Below are 20002 nucleotides of genomic sequence, written 5' to 3'. Positions count from 1 at the left end.
TGTGGAATGCCACGGAAACCTGTCGGTAAAAAATGGTAGACGACAAATGTTCTTATGGTTCCATTTTGCTGTGCAGAAAAACTGGGGATATGGAGCTTCACCTTACAAAAAAAGCTATTCACCTGCTCATAAGTTAAAGAAACGCAAAAAAACCGTTAGCCAGGGGCTAACGGTTTTACTTATATGTTTAGATCAGGTTGTGACAGATTACACACGCTTGGCTCCACGGCCTCCGCGTTTGCCTTCTGTGTTCTTCTTAAGCGAAGAGATCCGCTCTTCACTATCTTTCAGGAAGCGTGACATTTTATCCTCAAATGAAGGTTTGCCTGCTGCGGGCTTGAAAGAACGGCCTCCACGGTCGCCACGGTTAAATCCACCACCGCCGCCACCACGACCTTGGCCACCACTTGGGCCTCCGCCGCTGAATCGTTCGCGATCTCCTCCACTGCGTTCCGGTCTAGGAGCTCTCGGGGGTCTGGACTGTGTTTGTTGCTCAACCGGTTTGTCAACAGCTTGCTTAATGGAAAGTCCGATCTTGCCATCCTTGTCAACGTTGATAACCTTCACTGTAACGAGGTCATTCAGCTTCAGGTGGTCGTTGACATCTTTGACGTAATTGTCGGCGATTTCCGAGATGTGAACGAGACCCGTGACACCTCCTGACAGATCCACAAATGCTCCAAAATGCGTGATTCCTGTCACCTTGCCCTCTAACTTGGTGCCCACTTCAATTGCCATAGAATAAAATGATCCTCCCTTAAAAATATACAACCCGATTTTTTGAATGCCAAAATCAATGCTGCGCTAATGTAATTATACCTTATGCCGTAAACCAAGGTCAACTGAACACTACCCCATCAAAGAGCCTATTTTTTCCGGTTTAACGGCTTCAGACACACGGATAACAAACCTAGCTCGGTAATGGACCGAATTCCATCAGTTCCCTGACTCTTCAACCTGGATCGGCGTTTCCTCAGGAAGATAATATCCTTTTTTCCGTGCCAGCTGTCCTATGTATTCAGGGTCATTCAACCGGCTGACTTCGTACTTCAACTGTTCCAGCTTCTTCAACGTATCTTCCTTTGAAGCTTGCTGAGTGGCCAGATGAGAACTCTTGTCCGAAATTTGTGCATTCTGCACAAGGAATGTATATCCTGCCCATATTACAAATACAATCATAAACGTCATCCAAAGCATGAGGCGCCTTTTTGCACCGGCAGATTTTCCTTGGTTAGTTGGAGCCTTTGATCTGCCCACAGGTGTTTTACCCATTACGGACCTCCTTAAAACCAGCGTTTCCACATCGCTGCAATTCTTGTACCCACGCGGATCATGAAGCGTGGCGTTACCCAATATTTCAGGAGCGGCCTAAACATCCAGCGGAACAACTTGCCGAAAGGTACCAAACATTGCAGCACCAGCCTGCCCAGGAATAATAGTATCGCAATTACAAAACCGAATAATACGCGAATTAACTTATAAATTCCTTTAGCCGGCATAACGATCAGGATGTTAAGGATATGTCCACACCAATGAATCAGCGTTCTTGCGAGTTTAATTAACATTACCACAAAACGCTGGGTTGTAACACTTAAAAGCCAAAAATAGAAGCAAACCCCTATAATCAGCCCCAAAAAGACATAAAACCGCAACTGTCCGTGGTTTCCGGCGTATAGCATCCGAAAAACGAACAGCGCGGAAGCAACCCAGTACAACAGATCGAGTGTGTGAATACTCCATCTCGGAAACCGCAGCTGTCCGGACAGTACCCGGTAACTGTCGTAGGCCATTCCCATCACGACCCCCGAAGTAAGCATCCACATCAATGTGATCCATTGAGTATCCGGACTCATCGGAACATCTTGCCAAACAGGCCTTTACCATTTTTGGACTGGGAACCGGGGTCCAGATATTGGAGCGAACTGACTGTGCCTTCAATGGATAACAGACCTTCCTCCAGGCTCAGGTTTTTGATATGTAAATTGTGCCCCCGGATGGTCAGATGCCCAAGTTCAGTCTGCAGCAAAAATTCCTCACTGTCGAAGCTCTCCACGTTGGAGACACCCGTCAGATCCAGCAGTTTCCGATTCTGCATGCTCAGATGATGCTGTTTGGCCTTACCGTGCTCAACCATGGCATGTACCCCTCCTTCATACACCTAGCTTATGGATGAGAAGGTTGGAATAGAACCAGTGTTGTTGAACAAATAACTCGGCATCTAGTAAAAACAAAAACGCCCTTCCCTGTTACAGGAGGACGTTTCGATTCACCTTGCATCGAATGAGTATTTAATACCGAATGTACTGTTACCAGTTCATCCCGTTATCCTTGACGATCGGCTCTTCCTTCACCAAGGTGTAGAGGCTGCTCGCCTCATCCTTCTTGGTACTCTCAGCAATTCGTTCCACCTTCACGGTGACCAGTTTCTGACCGAACTGAACCGTCAGCTCATCGCCTACTTTGACATTGGCGCTGGGCTTTGCTTCACGTCCGTTCACCAGAACACGTCCCTGTTCAGAGACGTCCTTGGCCACAGTGCGGCGTTTGATAAGCCGGGAGACCTTCAGGAATTTATCAAGACGCATTATTTTACGGCTTCTTTAAGTTTGTTGCCTGCTTTGAATGCAGGAACAGTGGACTCAGGAATCACGATTTCATTCCCTGTTTGTGGGTTACGTCCGGTACGACCGGAACGTTTGCGGGTCTCAAAAGTGCCAAAGCCGATCAATTGTACTTTGTCTCCGCTGGCAAGTGCATCTGTAATTTCTCCCAAAAAGCCGTTCAATACGGACTCAACGTCTTTTTTAGTCAAACCACTTTTGGTTGAAATGTTGTTAATCAGATCTGTTTTGTTCATTTTTAAAAGCCTCCCAAATTGAAAAAAAAGTATCTGCGATCCCTGACAATACATTGATTGCCACGATTCGCGTTAGGTCACTACACATGTATTCTGGCTTGGCATCTGAAATCCTGCCTTGGTCCGCGACTTTTTTAGCTTTTTTGTCGATGGTCTGCAGGGAACAGTCTAAGACCAGTACCCGAAACCATCCGTCCCTAAACACCAATCCAGTCAATACAGTTGAACACACGTTCGTATATCATAACATACTGCATAACATGATGGAATAAGGTTTGTTGGTATTTTCCAGAAAATTGAACCCGTTATAATCCAGCCTTCTTCGCATCCTGCCAGAATTGCTCCATCTCATCTACATTGCTGTCCGCCGGTGTTCTCCCCTGTTCACGCAAACGCTCCTCGATGTATTGGAACCGTCCGACGAACTTGCGATTAGTCGCAGCAAGCGCCTCTTCCGGGTCCGTATCGATGAATCTTGCAACGTTTGCGGCTGCGAATAACAAGTCACCCAGTTCAAGTTTCCGTTCTTCCGCAGAGTGGCCTTGTTGCACCGCTTCTTTCAACTCCGCCAATTCTTCCTCGATCTTGGCAAACACACCTTCAACATCATCCCAGTCAAAGCCCACTTTGGCTGCTTTCTTCTGTAACTTGTATCCCTTCATCAACGCAGGCAAGTCACGCGGTATGCCATCCAGCACGGAAACCTTCTGCTGATCCTGGCCTTTGCGCTTCTTCTCCTCTGCTTTCATCTGTTCCCAGTTCTGAAGGGCTTCATTCGCATCTTCTGCCTGATGTTCACCAAAAACATGGGGATGGCGGAAGATCAGCTTATCATTCAAACCTTCGATGACATCATAGACATTAAATGTGCCCACTTCTTCTTCCATCTGGGAATGCAATAAAATTTGCAGCAGCAGATCACCCAGCTCCTCTTTCATATGGTCGGGGTCATCCTCATCGATCGTCTCAATGACTTCATACGTCTCTTCAATCAGGTTTTTGCGAATGGACTGATGCGTCTGCTCCTGATCCCATGGACAGCCACCCGGACTGCGGAGAATGTTCACGATCTCATGCAAACGTGCAAAGGATCGGCGACGCAAGGCATCATCCGTGTTCTTCGGTACATAGATCAATGACAGATTGCCGTATCCTTCGATCCGGTCCAATTCGTGTAGCGGAATTTTGTGAATGACCTCTTGACCCTGTACACCCAGCGCGTGACCCACAAATACGGGATAATCGTCCGGGTAGACTTCCATCAGGCACAGTTTCACATCCGAAGCAGTGAACACATCATAGACTTGTCCGATCAACGTATGTAGCTGTGGTTGTACGAGTTCTGTGTTCAGGCTGCTGGCATCCAGGAGTTGAAAGCCTTCAATCGGGTCGAATCCAAGCCGGATAAAGGCTTCGTCCAGGAAGCTCTCTCCGCCCATAACCCGCAGTGAAATGCCCATCTGCGGACAACGCTCTTTGAGCAGGCGTACACTGGCTTCTGCGACCATCGGATGACCGGGTACGGCATACACAATCTCGGCTCCAGCCTCACCCTTGCGAGCGGCCTCTATCAGTTGGTTCGCGATCTCATCATACACCTCGGGGAAGGAGGACTTCGCCTCATAGATGGCATCAAATGAGGTCATCTCCAGTCCCTCTTGCTTCAGATCATTCAATACGGGATGATCCAGCGTACGCACATACAGCGTAGCTGCATGTTTCATTTTTTTGATAATACCTACAGTCAGTTGGTCTGCATCTCCAGATCCAAGACCTACTACGGTTAAAGCTGCACTCATTACGTAAACCTCCATCCGAACCATCCTGTTGCAAGCCTACAATCATCGTGCCTATACAGGATGGCGCTCTATAATTACCACGTATTATACCAGAATCAGTCGATATCCTATAATTGCATATGGGCTGTGCTCATGCAGAAGCACCGTGAGCATGAAGTTAGCGCAGCACACGCAGTCTGCGCAGCAGTTTGGCAAGGCGAGGCCCCAACTTGGGCACAGCCGCCAGCTCTGCGGCGGTCAGCAACCCTGTCCGGGCCGCCGCCAGCAAAAACACGGCCGAGCCTGCGGCAATGCCCAGCAGGCTCACGCCCATCGCGGCCAGCCTGCGGTCGGCCGCGATACCCATGCCACCGAGCACAGCTTCGGTGGCCCAGGCCGTGCCTGCCGCCGCCAGACTCATGGCGGCGATCACCAGCGCCGGCTTCGCCAGGACGGCGCCAGGGGCAGGGCGCAGGGCGACAAGTCGCGCCAGCAGCGCCACATTCAGGCCAGCCGCCAGCATGTAGGCGACTGCGCCTGCAAGAGCCGCGCCGCTGATGCCCAGCGTCGGCACAAGCATAACGTTTAGCAGCGCCTTGACGCCTGCGGCGGCCAGCATGCTAAACGCGGGTGCGCGTACGGCGCCGAGGCCTTGCAGCAGCGCCGCCGCAATAATGCTGACGGTGCTGCCCGCAGCCGTCAGCGCCATGTACCGCAGTGCTTCGGTGCCTGCAGCATCTCCGTACAGCATGCGGTTAATCGGCTCCGCCAGCACCGCGAGACCCGCGGATGCCGCCAGGCCGATCAACCAAAACCACCGCAGCGCGAGGCCTGCTTGCTGCCTGACGGCTTCTGGCCCGCCCTTTAACCGGGCTTCCGCCATCGCCGGAATAAACAACACAGACAGTGACGTGGCAAGCATCGTCACCAGTTGAACCAGCGGCAAGCCACGGTTGTAGATGCCGAAGGAAACCATCGACTGGAGCTCATCCAGCCCTTCTCCCCGCAGAAGCCGTGGAACAGTGAAGGTATCCACCAGATTCATCAGCGGTACAGCCAGCGAACCGAGGCAGACCGGAATGGCATACATAAGCAGCGTCCTGATCCACTCCCCATTGGATCGTGATCGTTCTGCCAGACTGGGGTTAATGGCACTCACCGTTTTCAACTGCGGCGTAACCGGCTTATGATCCTGGTACTCTTGATGCTCTTGACGCTCCTGACGTTCTGATCCAACCTCTCCGTCTTTACTGCTCCATTCCGAATCCAACCGCCCCGTTCCGACTTCCTTGCCTTTCCGCCGATGACGGACCATGTACCCTAACATGGTAAGCAGCCCAACCATTCCGCCGGCAACGGAGCCCATCATGGCTCCAGCGGCAATCGTCTCAAGCGAAGCGTCCTGTCTCATCAACCATAGCAGCAGAACAATCATGACGGTGACACGTATCGTCTGCTCCACCACTTGCGATACTGCGGTTGGCACCATCTGCTGCAATCCCTGAAAGTACCCACGTAGCCCTGTCATCACCGGAACGAACAACAAAGCCCATGAAGCTGCACGAATCGATGGAGCCACATGTCGATTGCCAATCATGTCAGCGATCAGCGGCGCACCTGCATACATCAAGAGCGCCATAATAAGTCCAATTCCTCCAAGCAGCACGGAAGATAACCGGATAATCCTTCTGCTCTCGTCCGGTCTTCCAAGTGCATTCTGCTCTGCTACGAATTTGGATACGGCCAGAGGCAGCCCTGCAGCAGCAAGCGTAACAATGAGCATATATAACGGATACACCGTATTATAAATGCCAAAAACACCGTCTCCCCCCAGATTCTGCAGCGGAATCTTCTGAAAAGCACCAATGATTTTGGAGATAATGGCAGCAAGCCCAAGAACAAATGCACCCTGTAGCAACCTTGAGCCTGTAGACGGCTGTTTCATAAATCCCTCCTGCGCAATCCTTTTAAGCATACCTTGTTATTATACCTGCCTGAGGGCGTACAGACTAACTCTGTACGATGACACCCGCCTGGATCAACTCCTTGTCCCTTAAAATGCAAAAACTCCCGTATGCCCAAATCAGGGCACCAGGAGTCGATTTGCTGTCTATTGTTCCATCTGCTTGCCAAGGAAACCGGCAGCGGTCTCGGACATTTTCACTTCCATCTGAGACATCTTCACGGATTCATCCTTATTGAACAGGATCACTGTTCCGATGGGGTCACCACCAGAAATAATCGGCGCAATAACAAAAGAGGATAACGTCTCGTCATGATCTTTGCTAAGCTCATAAGAACCGTTGTTTGTTTCCAAAATGGTCTTCCTGTTTTCCATACAACCTTCCAACAGCTGACCTACCTGCTTGTCCAGATACTCTTTCTTGGAGCCCCCTGCCACCGTGATAATGGTATCCCGGTCGGAGATCATGGTTACATGACCTGTACTCTCATACAGGGATTCTGCATATTCTTTGGCAAAATCACCAAGTTCGCCAATCGGCGAATATTTTTTAAGGATAACTTCTCCATCACGATCCACGAAAATTTCCAGTGGATCACCTTCACGAATACGTAACGTACGGCGGATTTCTTTTGGAATGACCACACGACCTAGGTCATCTATACGGCGGACAATACCAGTAGCTTTCATTTCACATGTTGCCCCACTTTCTCGAGAAGATTTTTCAACTACTGTTCCTTAATGGGTAGAGGAAAGTCCCAGAACGTTTAGTGTGATATCTTGACCATAGTATTCATCTGTTCCCATTTCCTTATACATGCTTTGGAGAATATAGTTGTGTAACTTTCGAAGATGGCGACCATGTACCCATACGGCTTGAATGTATACAAGAAGAAGCAAGAAGGAGGTCCTAAGTCCTCCCCTTGCTTCTCTGTATGGTTGTCCATATTTACGTAGTACAAGGCACTCATTCGGGCGGATTTAACCCTGAACGTATGCTAACACAGCAATTTTGCCAGCTTACTTACTGCTTGTACCTTCATCTGTAGTTGCATCTTTGTCTGTTCCAGTCGTACCTTGGTCAGTCTTGGTATCTGTACCTTTGGAGTCATCCGTTTTTGGTTCGGTTGTTTTCTCTCCTTCAGTTCCTGTACCCGTTGTTCCTTCAGTCGTACCTTCAGTTGTGCCTTCTTCAGCTTTTTCTGTTTTTGGCAGCTTCACTTCTTTTACGATTTTATCCAACTCATTTTGCATGAACGTATCGATCTCAGCAGCTGCCAATTGACTCTTCAGGCTTTCTTTTTGCTCAGCCGTCAATTTGGTGAAGTCCGCTTCTGTACGAGCTTCCACTTTCATGATGTGGTAACCGTACTCCGTCTCAACCGGATCACTGATCTTGTTCAATGGTAATGTTTTTGCAGCTTCCTTGAATGCCTCTACCCAGCTGCCCACAGGTGTTTCTTCGTACAGTCCACCTTTTTCAGCAGAACCCGGATCTTCGGAATATTTTTTTGCAATTTCAGCAAAATCAGCTCCGCCATCCAACTTGGTTTTTACTTCTTTTGCAATTTTCAGTGCATCTTCTTTTTTACGCTCTTTTTGCGTTTTTGGATCTGTGAAGTTAATCAGCACGTGGCGAACGGAAGCTGTTGTGAACTGATCTTTGTTTTTCTCAAACTCAGCCTTGACTGCATCTTCCGTAACCCCTGTTTCTTTGTCTTTAATCACTGTCATGATTCGAGTCATGTAGTTTTTAATGTTATCGTCTGTCAGGTTCTGAGCTTTGAGCATTTCTGTCCATTGATCTGCCTGAACAGAAGCTTTCATTTTATCGAATTGCTCGGTTGCCGCTTTGGAACCTGCTGTTTTGGCTTCCTCACTAGCTTTGCCACTCAGATATTCATAAGCAACTTCCTGTTTTACCAGATACTCTTTGAAATCGTCCATATCCATCATTTGTGCATACTCCGGATAAAGGAATTTCATGACACGTTGCTCCATGTCGAATTCATTGGCTGTAATAGTACCACCATCATACGTAGCGACTACAGCACTTGTATCCGTCGATTCAGGTGTTTTTGCTTCTTCCTTCTTGCCACATGCAGCAAGCAGTGATAGGGATAGTACTGCGACCATGCTCACAGACAGTACTTTTCCTACTTTTTTATACTTTGCTAACATCCTTTAGTTCCCCCTTTGATTTAAAAGCAGTTTTCATGGACTCCAGAATTTTCTCTACCAGCTCCATCAGTTGCTTATCCCCAAGCCCCTTGCCTTTAGCGTGAATCAGCATATGGGGTCCTTGTTCAAATTGTACACGTCTTTCGAACTGATTTCCAATGTGTGCGATTTTCGAGAGTTCAAAGGCATGTTCACGCCCTTCATAAAACTTCACGGTAATGTCCTCTCCGCGTTGGGAAATGGATTCAATACCGTAGATTTTGCCGTATACTTTCATCCGCGCAACAGCCAGCAAGTTAATGACGGCTTCCGGAAGATCACCGAATCGGTCAACCAATTCGTCTTCCAGCTCCATCGCATCGTCGAATGATGCAATAACCGCCACTTTTTTGTAGATCTCGATCTTCTGAATACTGTCATAGATATAATCGGATGGCAAGTAGGCATCGATACTGAGATCCAGGGTTGTGTTCCACTGGTCGGAAGGTACCGGCTCTTCGCCAAGCATCGTAACTTTGCGTTTGTTGATCTCCTCCGCAAGCATCTGGGAATACAGATCAAACCCGACGGAAGCGATGAAGCCATGCTGCTCTGCACCTAGCAGATTTCCCGCACCACGGATCGACAAGTCACGCATGGCGATTTTGAATCCCGAACCCAGTTCGGTGAATTCTTTGATCGATTGCAGACGCTTCTCGGCAACCTCAGTAAGTACTTTGTCCCGTTGGTACGTAAAATAGGCATACGCAATACGGTTGGAACGACCCACACGTCCGCGCAGCTGATACAGCTGGGATAGCCCCATTTTGTCTGCATCATGTACGATCAGTGTGTTTACATTCGGAATATCTACCCCGGTCTCGATGATGCTTGTGCTCACGAGCACGTCATATTCACCATCCAGGAAGTCCAGAATTGTCTTCTCCAGCTCTGTTTCCGACATCTGACCATGTCCCACACCAACCTTGGCTTCAGGCACAAGTTCAGAAATCTCCGCAGCCATCTCCTGAATTCCCTGAACACGGTTGTAGAGGTAATACACTTGCCCACCACGAGCAAGCTCACGCTCAATGGCTTCACGAACAAGCGCCTGGCTGTGTTCAACCACATAGGTCTGTACCGGGAAACGATTCTCTGGGGGAGTCTCAATGACGGACAGATCACGCACACCCAACATCGACATGTGCAGCGTTCGCGGAATCGGCGTTGCCGTCAGCGTCAGCACGTCCACATTGGTTTTCAGCTTCTTCAGTTTCTCCTTATGGGTTACTCCGAAGCGCTGTTCCTCATCTACAATAAGCAGTCCCAGGTCCTTGAACACCAGATCCTGCGACAGCAATCGATGCGTCCCGATGACAATATCTACTGTGCCTGCCTTGATGCCTTTGGCGGTTTCATTCTGCTCTTTACGGGAGCGGAACCGGCTAAGCACATGAATGTTGAACGGATAACCGGAGAACCGCTCACGGAATGTCTCAAAATGCTGCTGTGCCAAAATCGTTGTTGGAACGAGTACAGCCACCTGCTTGCCTTCAATCGCTGCTTTAAATGCAGCCCGAATAGCCACCTCGGTTTTGCCGTAACCCACATCCCCACACAATAAACGGTCCATTGGACGGTTTTGTTCCATGTCCTTCTTGATTTCTTCGATGGCACGCACCTGATCACGTGTCTCATCGTAAGGGAACAAGTCCTCAAACTCCTGCTGCTCCGCAGAATCCTTGTCGAATCCAAATCCTTTGGAGGTCTGACGCTCGGCATACAGCTTGATCAGATCATCAGCAATATCCTGTACGGATGTGCGGACTTTATTTTTAACCCGTGTCCACTCATTGCCGCCCAGCTTGTATATTTTCGGTTCTTTCTCTTCGGAACCAACATATTTCTGAATGAGATCGATCTGCTCAATAGGTACAGACAGTTTGTCTCCACCCGCATAGAGAATATGCATGTAATCCTTATGAATACCGCCAACTTCGAGGGTGCCGATCCCAAGGTACTTACCAATCCCGTGATTCTGGTGAACGACATAATCGCCCACTTTTAACTCACTATAGGATTTGATGCGTTCCGCATTATCTACATTTCGAATCGGTTTGCGTACTTTACGCTGTTTTTGCGAGAACATCTCGCCCTCGGTCACGACAGCCAAATGAATGGACGGCATTTCAAATCCGGTTTGCAAGTTACCAATCAGCATCTCCGGCTCCGGAATATCATAATCCATCAGTACCCGGCGCATCCGCTCGAGTCGCTCCTCACCGTTCGCCAGCATAAGTACTTGAACTCCGGCCTTCTGCCAACGTTCCATCTCTGCCTTCAGCACGTTCATCTGTCCATGGAAATCCTGCATGCCACGACTGATGAAGTTCAGAATGTTCTGTGGTTGGGTATGTGGAACCTGACGCAAAAAGATCGACATAAACAGCGTCTGGAATGGACGCTCATACAATAGTTCATCACCGTCTGCGGATAATGGAAGATCGGGAAGTGTTTTTCCGTTTTGCATCAGGTGCAGATTCCACTCCGATTCATCACGGTCCAGCTGTTTGGATGTCTCCGATAGTCTGGCAGGTTCATCAAGGACCAGCAGGGTATCTTCTGGCATATAGTCGTAAATCGTTTTATTCTCCGGATAGAGCGGAGAGATATATTTATACATTTCAGAGAAATACACGTGCTCCCGCAAAAGCTCGATCTCCCGGTGAATTTCTTCACGAAGACGCAGCTTGGCCTGCCGGTCCGTCATTTTCTCCAGCTGTTGTTCGAGCAAAAGAGCAGCAGCATCGGCAGCCTTTTCCATTCGCTCACGATCTGCAATTAATTCCTTGCATGGCAAAACCGTAACCTCTTCAATCCGTTCAATCGAACGCTGATCGGCCGGGTCAAATGTCCGAATAGAATCGATTTCGTCATCAAATAACTCCACTCGATATGCAATCGATGAAGTAACCGGATAGAAATCGATGATACCTCCGCGTACACTCATCTCACCACGAGATTCTACACGCTCCACACGCTCATAGCCGAGCTTAACCATCTCCAGCAGGAAGGAGTCAAGTTCAAGTGTGTTGCCCTGTTTAATCAAAATTCGAGCATTGGCCATCACTTCGGGAAGCGGGACATAACGTCTTACTCCGGAAAAAGGAATAACAACAACACCCCTGAATCCCTGGGCGCAGCGGACCAACACATCAATACGCTGACCCAATGTTTCCGGGCTGGAAACAGCAGCTTCAGCAGCGACAAGTTCGTTGGCAGGATAGATCAACACCTGATCAGGTGAAAGCGCTTCCTGTAAATCTTCTGCAATTTTTTGAGCTGAAAACATATTGTGCGTTACTACGAGCAATGGTCGGTTCATTTCCTGATGCAGAGCAGCCAGCATAATCTGACGCGCCGAGCCGGATAGACCCGAAACCAATTGTTCCTTCATGCCGGACTTGATTCCGGCTGTAATGGACCCGAAGTCCGGATCTTTGGAAAAAGCCTGTATAAGTGCTTGTAACAAAAGGGGCACCTCTCTTATAACTTACTTGATTATCTCACGCATACGCGTAGCATCACTATTAAAATGGATACAAATTCCTTTTTGTCCTGTTTCATCATATCGGATTACTCGTAATATTGCCACATCTGTTGATGCGGCTGAGCCTGGTTTCGTAATAGTCATGGCTTTCATCCCAACTGAAAAGAAGCCTCAGCAGGCTGCCAAGGCTATAAAAGGTGGAGCGTTATTACGCAACCGCCCTCAACTGTCATTCGATCCTGTACGGGCGATGTCTACTGAAGCGGACTCGCGAGCAGGCTAAGCTCCGGATTGTGCTCCAGGGCTTCCTTACAATAATCACATGTAATCCGAACGGTAATGTCACCACCGGAATTATACGCTATTATATCCCTCCGCTCGTCGGGGGTCAAGAAATGAAAGCCGAGCTCTACTTCCGTTATTCGGGCAGAATCGATTCGTCCAATAAAGGTACGGCAATGCCTACATACGTAATTCACTGACATGTTTATTCCTCCTGAACAAGGTTTATACGTCCAGTATGTCCAGTATGGTTGAATTGAACCCGTCTGTTTATGATCATTTTACCAGATTGTTTTACAAAATTAACCGTTAAACTTCGCCATGGTTTGTTCAAACGTATGAGTCAAGCTATGCTCCAGAGCATCACATGTTTGCTCAATGGTCTGATCAAGGGCTTCCTTTTCTTTCTTCATGAATGTCGACAGTACATAATCAACAATGGCATGTCCTGGTTCAGGTCGGGATATTCCCATGCGTACCCGGTTAAACTGCTGTGTACCGGTATGCTGAATAATGGACTTGATTCCATTATGTCCGCCTGCACTACCTTGGTAACGCAATCTGACTTTGCCAATCTCTGTATCCATGTCATCGTACACAACAATCAGATCTTCAAGACTAACTTTATAAAAATCCATATATGCTCGAACCGATTCGCCAGACAAGTTCATATAGGTCATTGGTTTGATCAGTACGGTTTTCACACCGCCAATGTTTCCTTCTCCAATCAGCGCTTTACATTTACTCTGTGTAATGGAGATATTATGGCGATCGGCCAACCGATCCAGTGCCATAAAACCGATATTGTGACGGGTTTTGGCATAGTTCGAGCCTGGATTTCCAAGTCCGACAATCCACTTCATCTTGTTCCCTCCTTCGGATTAGCCTGAGGTGAGGCATAGACTTCGAATCTTATATTTCATATAATATCAGGAAAGTAAAGATCGATTTACTGTAGTATTCACTGTTCATATTTTATCGACCCAGGAAGGTGAGCGGGTTTTGCGCGAAGACCACGGACAACTGACTCAACATAGCGATTTTATCTATCATCTCGAATATCACGTACCTGTACAGGTATACGACCGCGACACCCATATTGAGATTGGTCTAATCACACGTTTCGATAATCAATTCGTCGAAATTGCCAACACGCTTTTTCATCGGCGTCGTTTCCGATTTATCTCTCGCCCCGGGTATTAACCATATAAGATGAACGAACCATTTACATTGGATCACTGCGTGTGCAGAAACATCTTCTGGTGTAAATGAGTAGTTCAACCTTATATGGACTGACCAGCGGATGCTTCACTATTAATAAACGGCACGCCGACAGGGGTTACATTTTCCATTGAACCGGAAAACGTAACCCCTCTACTACTTTATGCAGACATCCTTATTCAATTTCAAACAGCTTGCTGATTGACAATTCCTCATGAACCCGGATAATCGCTTCTCCGAGCAAAGGCGCTACAGACAACACTTTGAGTTTGCTTGTCGGGTTAGCATGCGTAATTGGAATCGTATCCGTTACGATGACTTCCTTCAATGGTGCATTCTCCAAACGTTCCATCGCAGGTCCGGACAATACCGGGTGAGTACAGCACGCGTATACTTCTTTTACGCCGCCTTCCATCAGAGCATTCGCTCCCAGTACAATCGTTCCCGCCGTGTCAATAATGTCATCGATCAGAATGGCTGTTTTACCCTCGATGTTACCGATAATGTTCATCACTTCGCTCACATTTGGCTCAGGACGACGTTTATCGATAATCGCCAGGGGTGCATTCAGGAAATCAGCCAGTTTACGTGCGCGCACTACGCCACCGTGGTCAGGCGACACAACAACCGGATTTTCGATCTGTTTCGACCGGAAATATTGAGCCAGAATTGGCACGCCAAGCAAATGGTCAACCGGAATGTCGAAGAATCCCTGGATCTGCATTGCATGCAAGTCCATCGCGATGACACGGGTTGCACCCGCTTTTTCAATCAGGTTAGCAACCAGTTTCGCTGTAATTGGGTCACGCGAACGTGCCTTGCGATCCTGTCTTGCATAGCCATAGTAAGGAATAACGACGTTAATCGTCTTGGCAGATGCTCGTTTGAGTGCATCAATCATAACGAGCATTTCCATCAGGTTATCATTAACCGGCAAGCAAGTGGACTGCACGATGTAAACGTGACAACCCCGAACACTCTCGGAGAGTTTCACTTGAATCTCGCCATCACTAAAGCTGGTTGTGTGAGATTCACCCATAGGAATCCCGATATAATCAGCAATTTGATGGGCAAGCTTGGGGTTAGAATTGCAAGTAAATATTTTTAATTTCGAATCAAAATAAGTCATAAAATAAAAACCCTCCGTGCTGGTTCATTGGAATCTATAAGCGTCTGCGACATGTCGGCACCTCCCGGATCTTCGGGAGGCAATCTTGTTATCTAAACCCCTTATTGGGGTTTGGCATTTTGTTTCTTGGCTTTGGCACGTCCGCGAATCTTCTCCGCATAACCAGGTTTATTCTCCTGACGTGGACGAGCAATGGCCAGATCATTCTCGGGAACGGAATGGGTAACGGTGGAGCCAGCAACGACATAAGCGCCTTTTCCTACCGTAATCGGTGCAATCAGATTGACGTTGCTGCCTACAAAAGCATCATCTTCAATCGTTGTCACAGCTTTATTATAACCATCATAATTGACAGTTATTGCCCCGCATCCAACATTTACGTTTTTCCCTACTTTGGCATCCCCAATATAGCTGAGATGAGATACTTTGGAACCTTCGTCAATTGTAGCATTTTTCACTTCAACAAAGTCACCAATTTTTACGTTGCGGCCCAATTTGGTGCCTGGACGCAAATTCGCAAATGGACCAACCGTTGCATCAGAACCCACTTCGGCATTGGACAACACCGAATGTTTGATTGTAACTCCGTCCTGAATAACGCTATCTTCCACATCTGCATGAGGACCAATATGACATGCTTCACCGATCGAAGTTGTGCCTTTAAGAATGGTCCCTGGATACAATACCGTATCTGATCCAATCGTAACATCCGCTCCGATATATGTCGATGACGGATCAATGATTGTAACACCGTTCAACATATGGCGTACGGCAAGACGTTCACGCATGAAGGCTTCTGCTTGCGAAAGTGCGAGGCGATCATTAACCCCGATGGATTCTGCGATGTCATCTGACATGTAAGCCTCAACCACTTCTCCATCATTGCGGAAAATGCCAACTACGTCTGTGAGATAATACTCTCCCTGAGCGTTCTGATTCGTCACTTTTTCCAGAGCAGCGAACAATTTTGCATTATCAAAACAGTAAGTGCCAGTGTTAATCTCATTCACAGCATCTTCCTGCTCCGTGCAATCCTTTTGTTCCACAATCCGTTGTACAGACCCATCTTGTCCGCGAATAACGCGACCATAACCTTTGGGATTGTCCAACTGAGCCGTAAGAACTGTTGCTGCTGCTCCGCTACTCTCATGGAGCTTCATCAGACCTTCCAACGTCTCACTGGTCACAAGCGGTGTATCTCCACAGACCACAATTGTAGAACCTGTTTCGCCTCCAAGCAAGGATTTAACCTGCTTCACTGCATGACCTGTACCCAATTGTTCCGCCTGAAGTGCATACTCTGCTCTGGAACCTAAAAATGACTGCACCGCTTCGGCACCATGACCGACAACAACTACACTGCGTTCAACGCCTGCGCTGAGTGCTGCATCCAGCACATGTCCAACCATAGGTTTACCGCATACGGGATGCAGTACTTTGTACAATTTTGATTTCATTCGTTTCCCTTGCCCTGCGGCAAGAACGATCGCCATTCGTTTCAAAATTTACGACCTCCTGTTCTGAAAATCCCATTGAAAATGGATTGTTTATCTATATCCAATGAGTATCGTTCAGCCGGCTTCAAGCCGGTCTTGTTCATCGCCTGCTGTCTCTGTAATCACACGTAACAACGCGGACACCAACGAATCGTGACCTATATGTATACGCCGTGTACCTGCGAGCTTAACCGAATCCCAATGATTCCTAAGATGCCGCCCTGCCACCAAGCGCACGATGCGCTTTTTGTTCTCTGCTAATAAACTCAATACTGAATATATCTTATTCCGATCAAAAAGAAAAGAGAGCCATAAGACATGGCTCTCTTTTCCTTCGAACCCCAATAATGTTCTCAGGCACCTTCTTCAATGACTTCTTCCTCAGTTGCGGCACGATCGTATTCAGTCAAAACTGCTGCCTGAATCTTCTCACGCGTACCGGAAGAGATCGGGTGGGCGATATCACGGAACTCTCCGTCAGGAGTACGTTTGCTCGGCATAGCAACAAACATTCCGTTGTTACCATCAATGACACGAATGTCATGAACGACGAATTCGTTATCGATGGTAATGGATGCGATAGCCTTCATTCTCCCCTCCGAGTTAACACGGCGGAGTCTGACATCCGTAATTTGCATGTGTGTGTTCACCACCTTTTTCCATCAGAACTTGGTGTATAATTCCACACAGCATATACGAACTCCTTCTTTTTATAACCATAAAAACTTCCTAATTTCAGGAATTTTTTTATTTAATACACAATTCGACAACGTTCATGCCAGGTCGATGGAAAAGACCCTTTACCGACATAACTTTCGTCATCTTTCTACAGATCAAAATAGTTGCCAGGCTTGACGGAAATCTGTCTGCTCTTGGCATCAACCGCTGTCAGCTTTGCCAGAGATACGTAATCTGTTAATAGCCGCTCTTCTGAATCTACAGAACCAGATTCCACCAGTACCCCTACCCCAGCAACAGTAGCATTAAACTCGGCCAAAAGATCGATCATTCCTTGCACCGTTCCCCCAGCCTTCATGAAGTCATCCACAATAAGTACTCTGGAATGCTCACGCATCGCCCGACGAGAGAGGGACATGGTATGCAGACTTTTATGGGACCCGGATACATAATTGATACTTACGGCCGATCCTTCTGTAGCCTGATGGTCCCTGCGTACGAGCACGACAGGCAGGTTGAGCTGGGCTCCAGTCGCATAGGCCAGTGGAATCCCTTTGGTTTCTACCGTCATAACCACATCAATATTCATATTGCCAAAGGCCGTTGCAAAGATCTTGCCGGCTTCATTCATCAATGCGGGTTGACCAAGCAAGTCGGACATGTACAGGTATTCTCCAGGCAAGATCCGATCAGGTTGCGCGAGCTGGGTCGAGAGCCGCTCCGCAAATGCCAGTGCCAGTTCTCGGGATACCTTCGGAATCCATCTTACTCCCCCGGCAGCTCCAGCCAGTGTATGCAGTTCTCCTGACCCACCTTCTTCGAACACTTCCTTGATAATCGCCAAATCTTCACTAATTGAAGACTTTGCGGCACCATAACGTTCGGCAAATGTGGTCAACGGAATAACCGTATGCGGTCTGGACAATAAGTATTGCGTCATTTCAACCAGCCTTGCGCTTCGTTTTAACTTCTTCACAGAGATCCATCCTCACGATCACGGAAACATCCAAATCCGAATAATTATTTAAAAATATACCACCTTTATACGTGTTTGTACATTATAAAAGCGAATTTTACGTCAACATACGTACAGCGTACACTTCTTTGCAGAAACCACGCAGACCATTGTATATCCGGGCAACCTTGGATTCTTTGGAGACCAGTCCAAATACCGTTGGACCGCTACCGGACATTAACACGCCGTCTGCACCCAACCGAATCATGGCATCTTTCAAATGCTGAACTTCCGGATACAGCTTCAACGTCACATCTTCAAGCACATTGCCCATCTGGTTACAGACTTCCGTAAAGGATTGGTTGCGAATAGCCTGTTCCATTCTAGCCGCACTTGGATGACGGACAATCTTGTCACTGCGGAACCGTCCGTACACATCGGCTGTAGACACATTGATTGGAGGCTTGGCCAGAATTACCCAACATTGCGGCGGATTAGGAATAGGGGTCAACTTCTCACCACGGCCTGTAGCGAGTGCAGTCCCTCCTGTGATACAAAATGGAACATCCGAACCCAGTTCAGCTCCAAGCTCCTGAAGTTCGTGATCCGGTATATTCAACCGCCACAGACGGTTCAATCCACGCAGAGCTGCTGCTGCATCACTGCTGCCTCCGGCAAGTCCGGCTGCAACTGGAATCTTTTTATCCAGATGAATATGGACGCCCGTACGCACGTTATAGCGTTCCTTAATGAGTCTGGCTGCCTGGAAAGCCAGATTCTTCTCGTCCAGCGGGATGTAACCCGCCTGACTGGAGATGAAAATGTTATCTCGCGGCAGCTCCGACATTTCCAGCCGATCAGCCAGATCGACCATGGTCATGATCATTTCAACCTCATGGAATCCATCGCTTCTTTTATGTAAAACGTCCAGCATCAAATTAATTTTAGCAGGCGCTTTTTCGTAAATTTTCAAGGCGTTCACCCGTCCTCACCTTTTCCCTAAGACAACTTAACATATTATATCAAAATGGGGCTGTCAAGTCATTTCTATTCCGCATCTAAGGGGAAAAAGCGGGGTGGTCCCTGACGGATTTCCCCGCTTTTCAGTCTGCTTGAACCGGATTAAGATTTGCGGGCAGCCTGCTCAGCAAGTTGAATGGCTCTTTTCACCATGTTTCCTGCATCCTTGGCTTTGATTCCACCCCAACCTTCCTGTTGGACCGTATCATAGAAGCCAAGGTCTTTTGCGAGTTCATTCTTCAGATCCTCTGACATGACGCTTCTTCTTCTGCGACTCATGAACCATCCTCCTCCAAAGTATCCTTCATAATGTGATGAGTTCGTTCACGTTTTGGACATCTTGCCATCAGGCCAAATTCAGTTTCCTGCATTGCTTAAGAAACTGTCTCTATACCTGTCTATATAGTATGCCGCGACCGTTCCTCGCTCATTCCTGAGTATGTATGGGTTAGTTTTGAAGATAAACGGATGATTTACCGAAAAAGAAAATATAAAAAAGCGATCCACCCGTGAGGTGAATCGCCTGTACAACGATACTTACGTCTCCATATAGGAGCTATGCGTCTGGCTGCCCGGGTCAAAAACCATGACTTCCACCGATTCCGTAAGTATATCCGCATAACTATAAGATACTCGCTTGAAGGTTTCTTGCTCCTCATCAAGCTTAACAATAAAAACAGAAGGGTACGTTTCTTCCAATACACCCGTACGCTCAATGGTCTTACGGCGGCCACCATTAGCCCGCAGCATAATTTTCTGACCAATATGTGCATCGAGATTGCGTTTGATATCCAACAGCGTGTTTTTAGCCATTGTCGACGACCACCTCTTTTCTTGTCCATTATACCGGATTTTACAGTCATTGTCAAATCAAAACTAATTATTATATCAGCATCAAAAAGTTGTTGTCAAT

The 20002-nt window shown here is 47.7% G+C and carries 22 protein-coding genes; 1 reads left to right on the top strand and 21 read right to left on the bottom strand.

Annotation, left to right across the window (positions count from 1 at the left end):
* Positions 1-207: 207 nt before the first annotated feature.
* The 13 genes from ACE3K2_RS22120 to pth all read right to left on the bottom strand — a co-directional run bounded on the left by ACE3K2_RS22120 (position 208) and on the right by pth (position 13453).
* Positions 208-738 carry a S1 domain-containing RNA-binding protein gene (locus tag ACE3K2_RS22120; RefSeq protein WP_017691357.1) on the bottom strand — a complete coding sequence of 177 codons (531 nt, stop codon included), beginning with the start codon at positions 736-738 and terminating at the stop codon, positions 208-210.
* A 198-nt stretch (positions 739-936) separates the two neighbouring features.
* Positions 937-1272: an FtsB family cell division protein gene (locus ACE3K2_RS22115; RefSeq protein ID WP_076254642.1), complete on the bottom strand. Its 336-nt coding sequence runs from the start codon at positions 1270-1272 to the stop codon at positions 937-939.
* An 11-nt stretch (positions 1273-1283) separates the two neighbouring features.
* Positions 1284-1853 (bottom strand): spore cortex biosynthesis protein YabQ, encoded by a 570-nt coding sequence (gene yabQ / locus ACE3K2_RS22110; protein WP_421895087.1) that lies wholly within the window; start codon positions 1851-1853, stop codon positions 1284-1286.
* Positions 1850-2134: a sporulation protein YabP gene (gene yabP, locus ACE3K2_RS22105; protein ID WP_036606119.1), complete on the bottom strand. Its 285-nt coding sequence runs from the start codon at positions 2132-2134 to the stop codon at positions 1850-1852. Before yabP ends, yabQ begins: the two co-directional genes overlap by 4 nt.
* A 172-nt stretch (positions 2135-2306) precedes the next feature.
* A complete protein-coding gene (locus ACE3K2_RS22100; protein ID WP_421895083.1) occupies positions 2307-2585 on the bottom strand; it encodes an RNA-binding S4 domain-containing protein in 279 nt (92 codons plus the stop codon).
* The gene (locus tag ACE3K2_RS22095) at positions 2585-2857 is read right to left on the bottom strand and encodes an HU family DNA-binding protein (protein WP_017691362.1); all 273 of its coding nucleotides are present in this window, start codon (positions 2855-2857) and stop codon (positions 2585-2587) included. Before ACE3K2_RS22095 ends, ACE3K2_RS22100 begins: the two co-directional genes overlap by 1 nt.
* A 305-nt stretch (positions 2858-3162) precedes the next feature.
* Entirely contained in the window at positions 3163-4656 is a 1494-nt protein-coding gene (gene mazG, locus ACE3K2_RS22090) for a nucleoside triphosphate pyrophosphohydrolase (protein WP_421895080.1), read from the bottom strand.
* A 157-nt stretch (positions 4657-4813) separates the two neighbouring features.
* The gene (locus ACE3K2_RS22085; protein ID WP_421895155.1) at positions 4814-6580 is read right to left on the bottom strand and encodes a putative polysaccharide biosynthesis protein; all 1767 of its coding nucleotides are present in this window, start codon (positions 6578-6580) and stop codon (positions 4814-4816) included.
* A gap of 165 nt (positions 6581-6745) precedes the next feature.
* A complete protein-coding gene (gene spoVT / locus ACE3K2_RS22080; RefSeq protein ID WP_036606123.1) occupies positions 6746-7288 on the bottom strand; it encodes a stage V sporulation protein T in 543 nt (180 codons plus the stop codon).
* Between the two features lie 330 nt (positions 7289-7618).
* The gene (locus ACE3K2_RS22075; RefSeq protein ID WP_421895077.1) at positions 7619-8779 is read right to left on the bottom strand and encodes a peptidylprolyl isomerase; all 1161 of its coding nucleotides are present in this window, start codon (positions 8777-8779) and stop codon (positions 7619-7621) included.
* Positions 8763-12290 carry a transcription-repair coupling factor gene (gene mfd / locus ACE3K2_RS22070; RefSeq protein WP_421895074.1) on the bottom strand — a complete coding sequence of 1176 codons (3528 nt, stop codon included), beginning with the start codon at positions 12288-12290 and terminating at the stop codon, positions 8763-8765. Before mfd ends, ACE3K2_RS22075 begins: the two co-directional genes overlap by 17 nt.
* A 272-nt stretch (positions 12291-12562) precedes the next feature.
* Positions 12563-12793, bottom strand: coding sequence for an anti-sigma-F factor Fin family protein (locus ACE3K2_RS22065; RefSeq protein WP_017691368.1), 231 nt, complete (start codon positions 12791-12793; stop codon positions 12563-12565).
* A gap of 99 nt (positions 12794-12892) precedes the next feature.
* On the bottom strand, positions 12893-13453 hold the full coding sequence (gene pth, locus ACE3K2_RS22060; RefSeq protein ID WP_091039104.1) for an aminoacyl-tRNA hydrolase: 561 nt from the start codon (positions 13451-13453) through the stop codon (positions 12893-12895).
* Positions 13454-13592: 139 nt separating this feature from the next.
* Here pth and ACE3K2_RS22055 point away from each other — a divergent pair, with 139 nt between their 5' ends.
* Positions 13593-13793: a hypothetical protein gene (locus tag ACE3K2_RS22055; RefSeq protein ID WP_421895069.1), complete on the top strand. Its 201-nt coding sequence runs from the start codon at positions 13593-13595 to the stop codon at positions 13791-13793.
* A gap of 193 nt (positions 13794-13986) precedes the next feature.
* Here ACE3K2_RS22055 and ACE3K2_RS22050 read toward each other — a convergent pair whose 3' ends face one another.
* The 8 genes from ACE3K2_RS22050 to veg form a co-directional block, all read right to left on the bottom strand.
* Positions 13987-14940: a ribose-phosphate diphosphokinase gene (locus ACE3K2_RS22050; RefSeq protein ID WP_017691370.1), complete on the bottom strand. Its 954-nt coding sequence runs from the start codon at positions 14938-14940 to the stop codon at positions 13987-13989.
* A gap of 101 nt (positions 14941-15041) precedes the next feature.
* Entirely contained in the window at positions 15042-16433 is a 1392-nt protein-coding gene (gene glmU, locus ACE3K2_RS22045; RefSeq protein WP_421895152.1) for a bifunctional UDP-N-acetylglucosamine diphosphorylase/glucosamine-1-phosphate N-acetyltransferase GlmU, read from the bottom strand.
* A 78-nt stretch (positions 16434-16511) separates the two neighbouring features.
* Positions 16512-16706, bottom strand: a complete 195-nt coding sequence (locus tag ACE3K2_RS22040; RefSeq protein WP_124118801.1) for a hypothetical protein — start codon at positions 16704-16706, stop codon at positions 16512-16514.
* Between the two features lie 83 nt (positions 16707-16789).
* Positions 16790-17074 carry a septation regulator SpoVG gene (gene spoVG, locus ACE3K2_RS22035; protein ID WP_017691372.1) on the bottom strand — a complete coding sequence of 95 codons (285 nt, stop codon included), beginning with the start codon at positions 17072-17074 and terminating at the stop codon, positions 16790-16792.
* A 188-nt stretch (positions 17075-17262) separates the two neighbouring features.
* The gene (purR, locus tag ACE3K2_RS22030; RefSeq protein WP_017691373.1) at positions 17263-18090 is read right to left on the bottom strand and encodes a pur operon repressor; all 828 of its coding nucleotides are present in this window, start codon (positions 18088-18090) and stop codon (positions 17263-17265) included.
* A 97-nt stretch (positions 18091-18187) separates the two neighbouring features.
* Positions 18188-19042, bottom strand: a complete 855-nt coding sequence (gene ispE / locus ACE3K2_RS22025; RefSeq protein WP_421895064.1) for a 4-(cytidine 5'-diphospho)-2-C-methyl-D-erythritol kinase — start codon at positions 19040-19042, stop codon at positions 18188-18190.
* 149 nt (positions 19043-19191) lie between these two features.
* Complete coding sequence (locus tag ACE3K2_RS22020) at positions 19192-19368, bottom strand: small, acid-soluble spore protein, alpha/beta type (protein WP_017691375.1); 177 nt, start codon at positions 19366-19368, stop codon at positions 19192-19194.
* Between the two features lie 258 nt (positions 19369-19626).
* A complete protein-coding gene (gene veg / locus ACE3K2_RS22015; RefSeq protein ID WP_053778931.1) occupies positions 19627-19902 on the bottom strand; it encodes a biofilm formation stimulator Veg in 276 nt (91 codons plus the stop codon).
* Between the last annotated feature and the right edge of the window lie 100 nt (positions 19903-20002).

Origin of the sequence: Paenibacillus sp., from assembly GCF_048976745.1 — a bacterium.
Classification (GTDB): Bacteria; Bacillota; Bacilli; order Paenibacillales; family Paenibacillaceae; genus Paenibacillus.
This window is presented reverse-complemented; position numbering and strand designations above follow the sequence as displayed.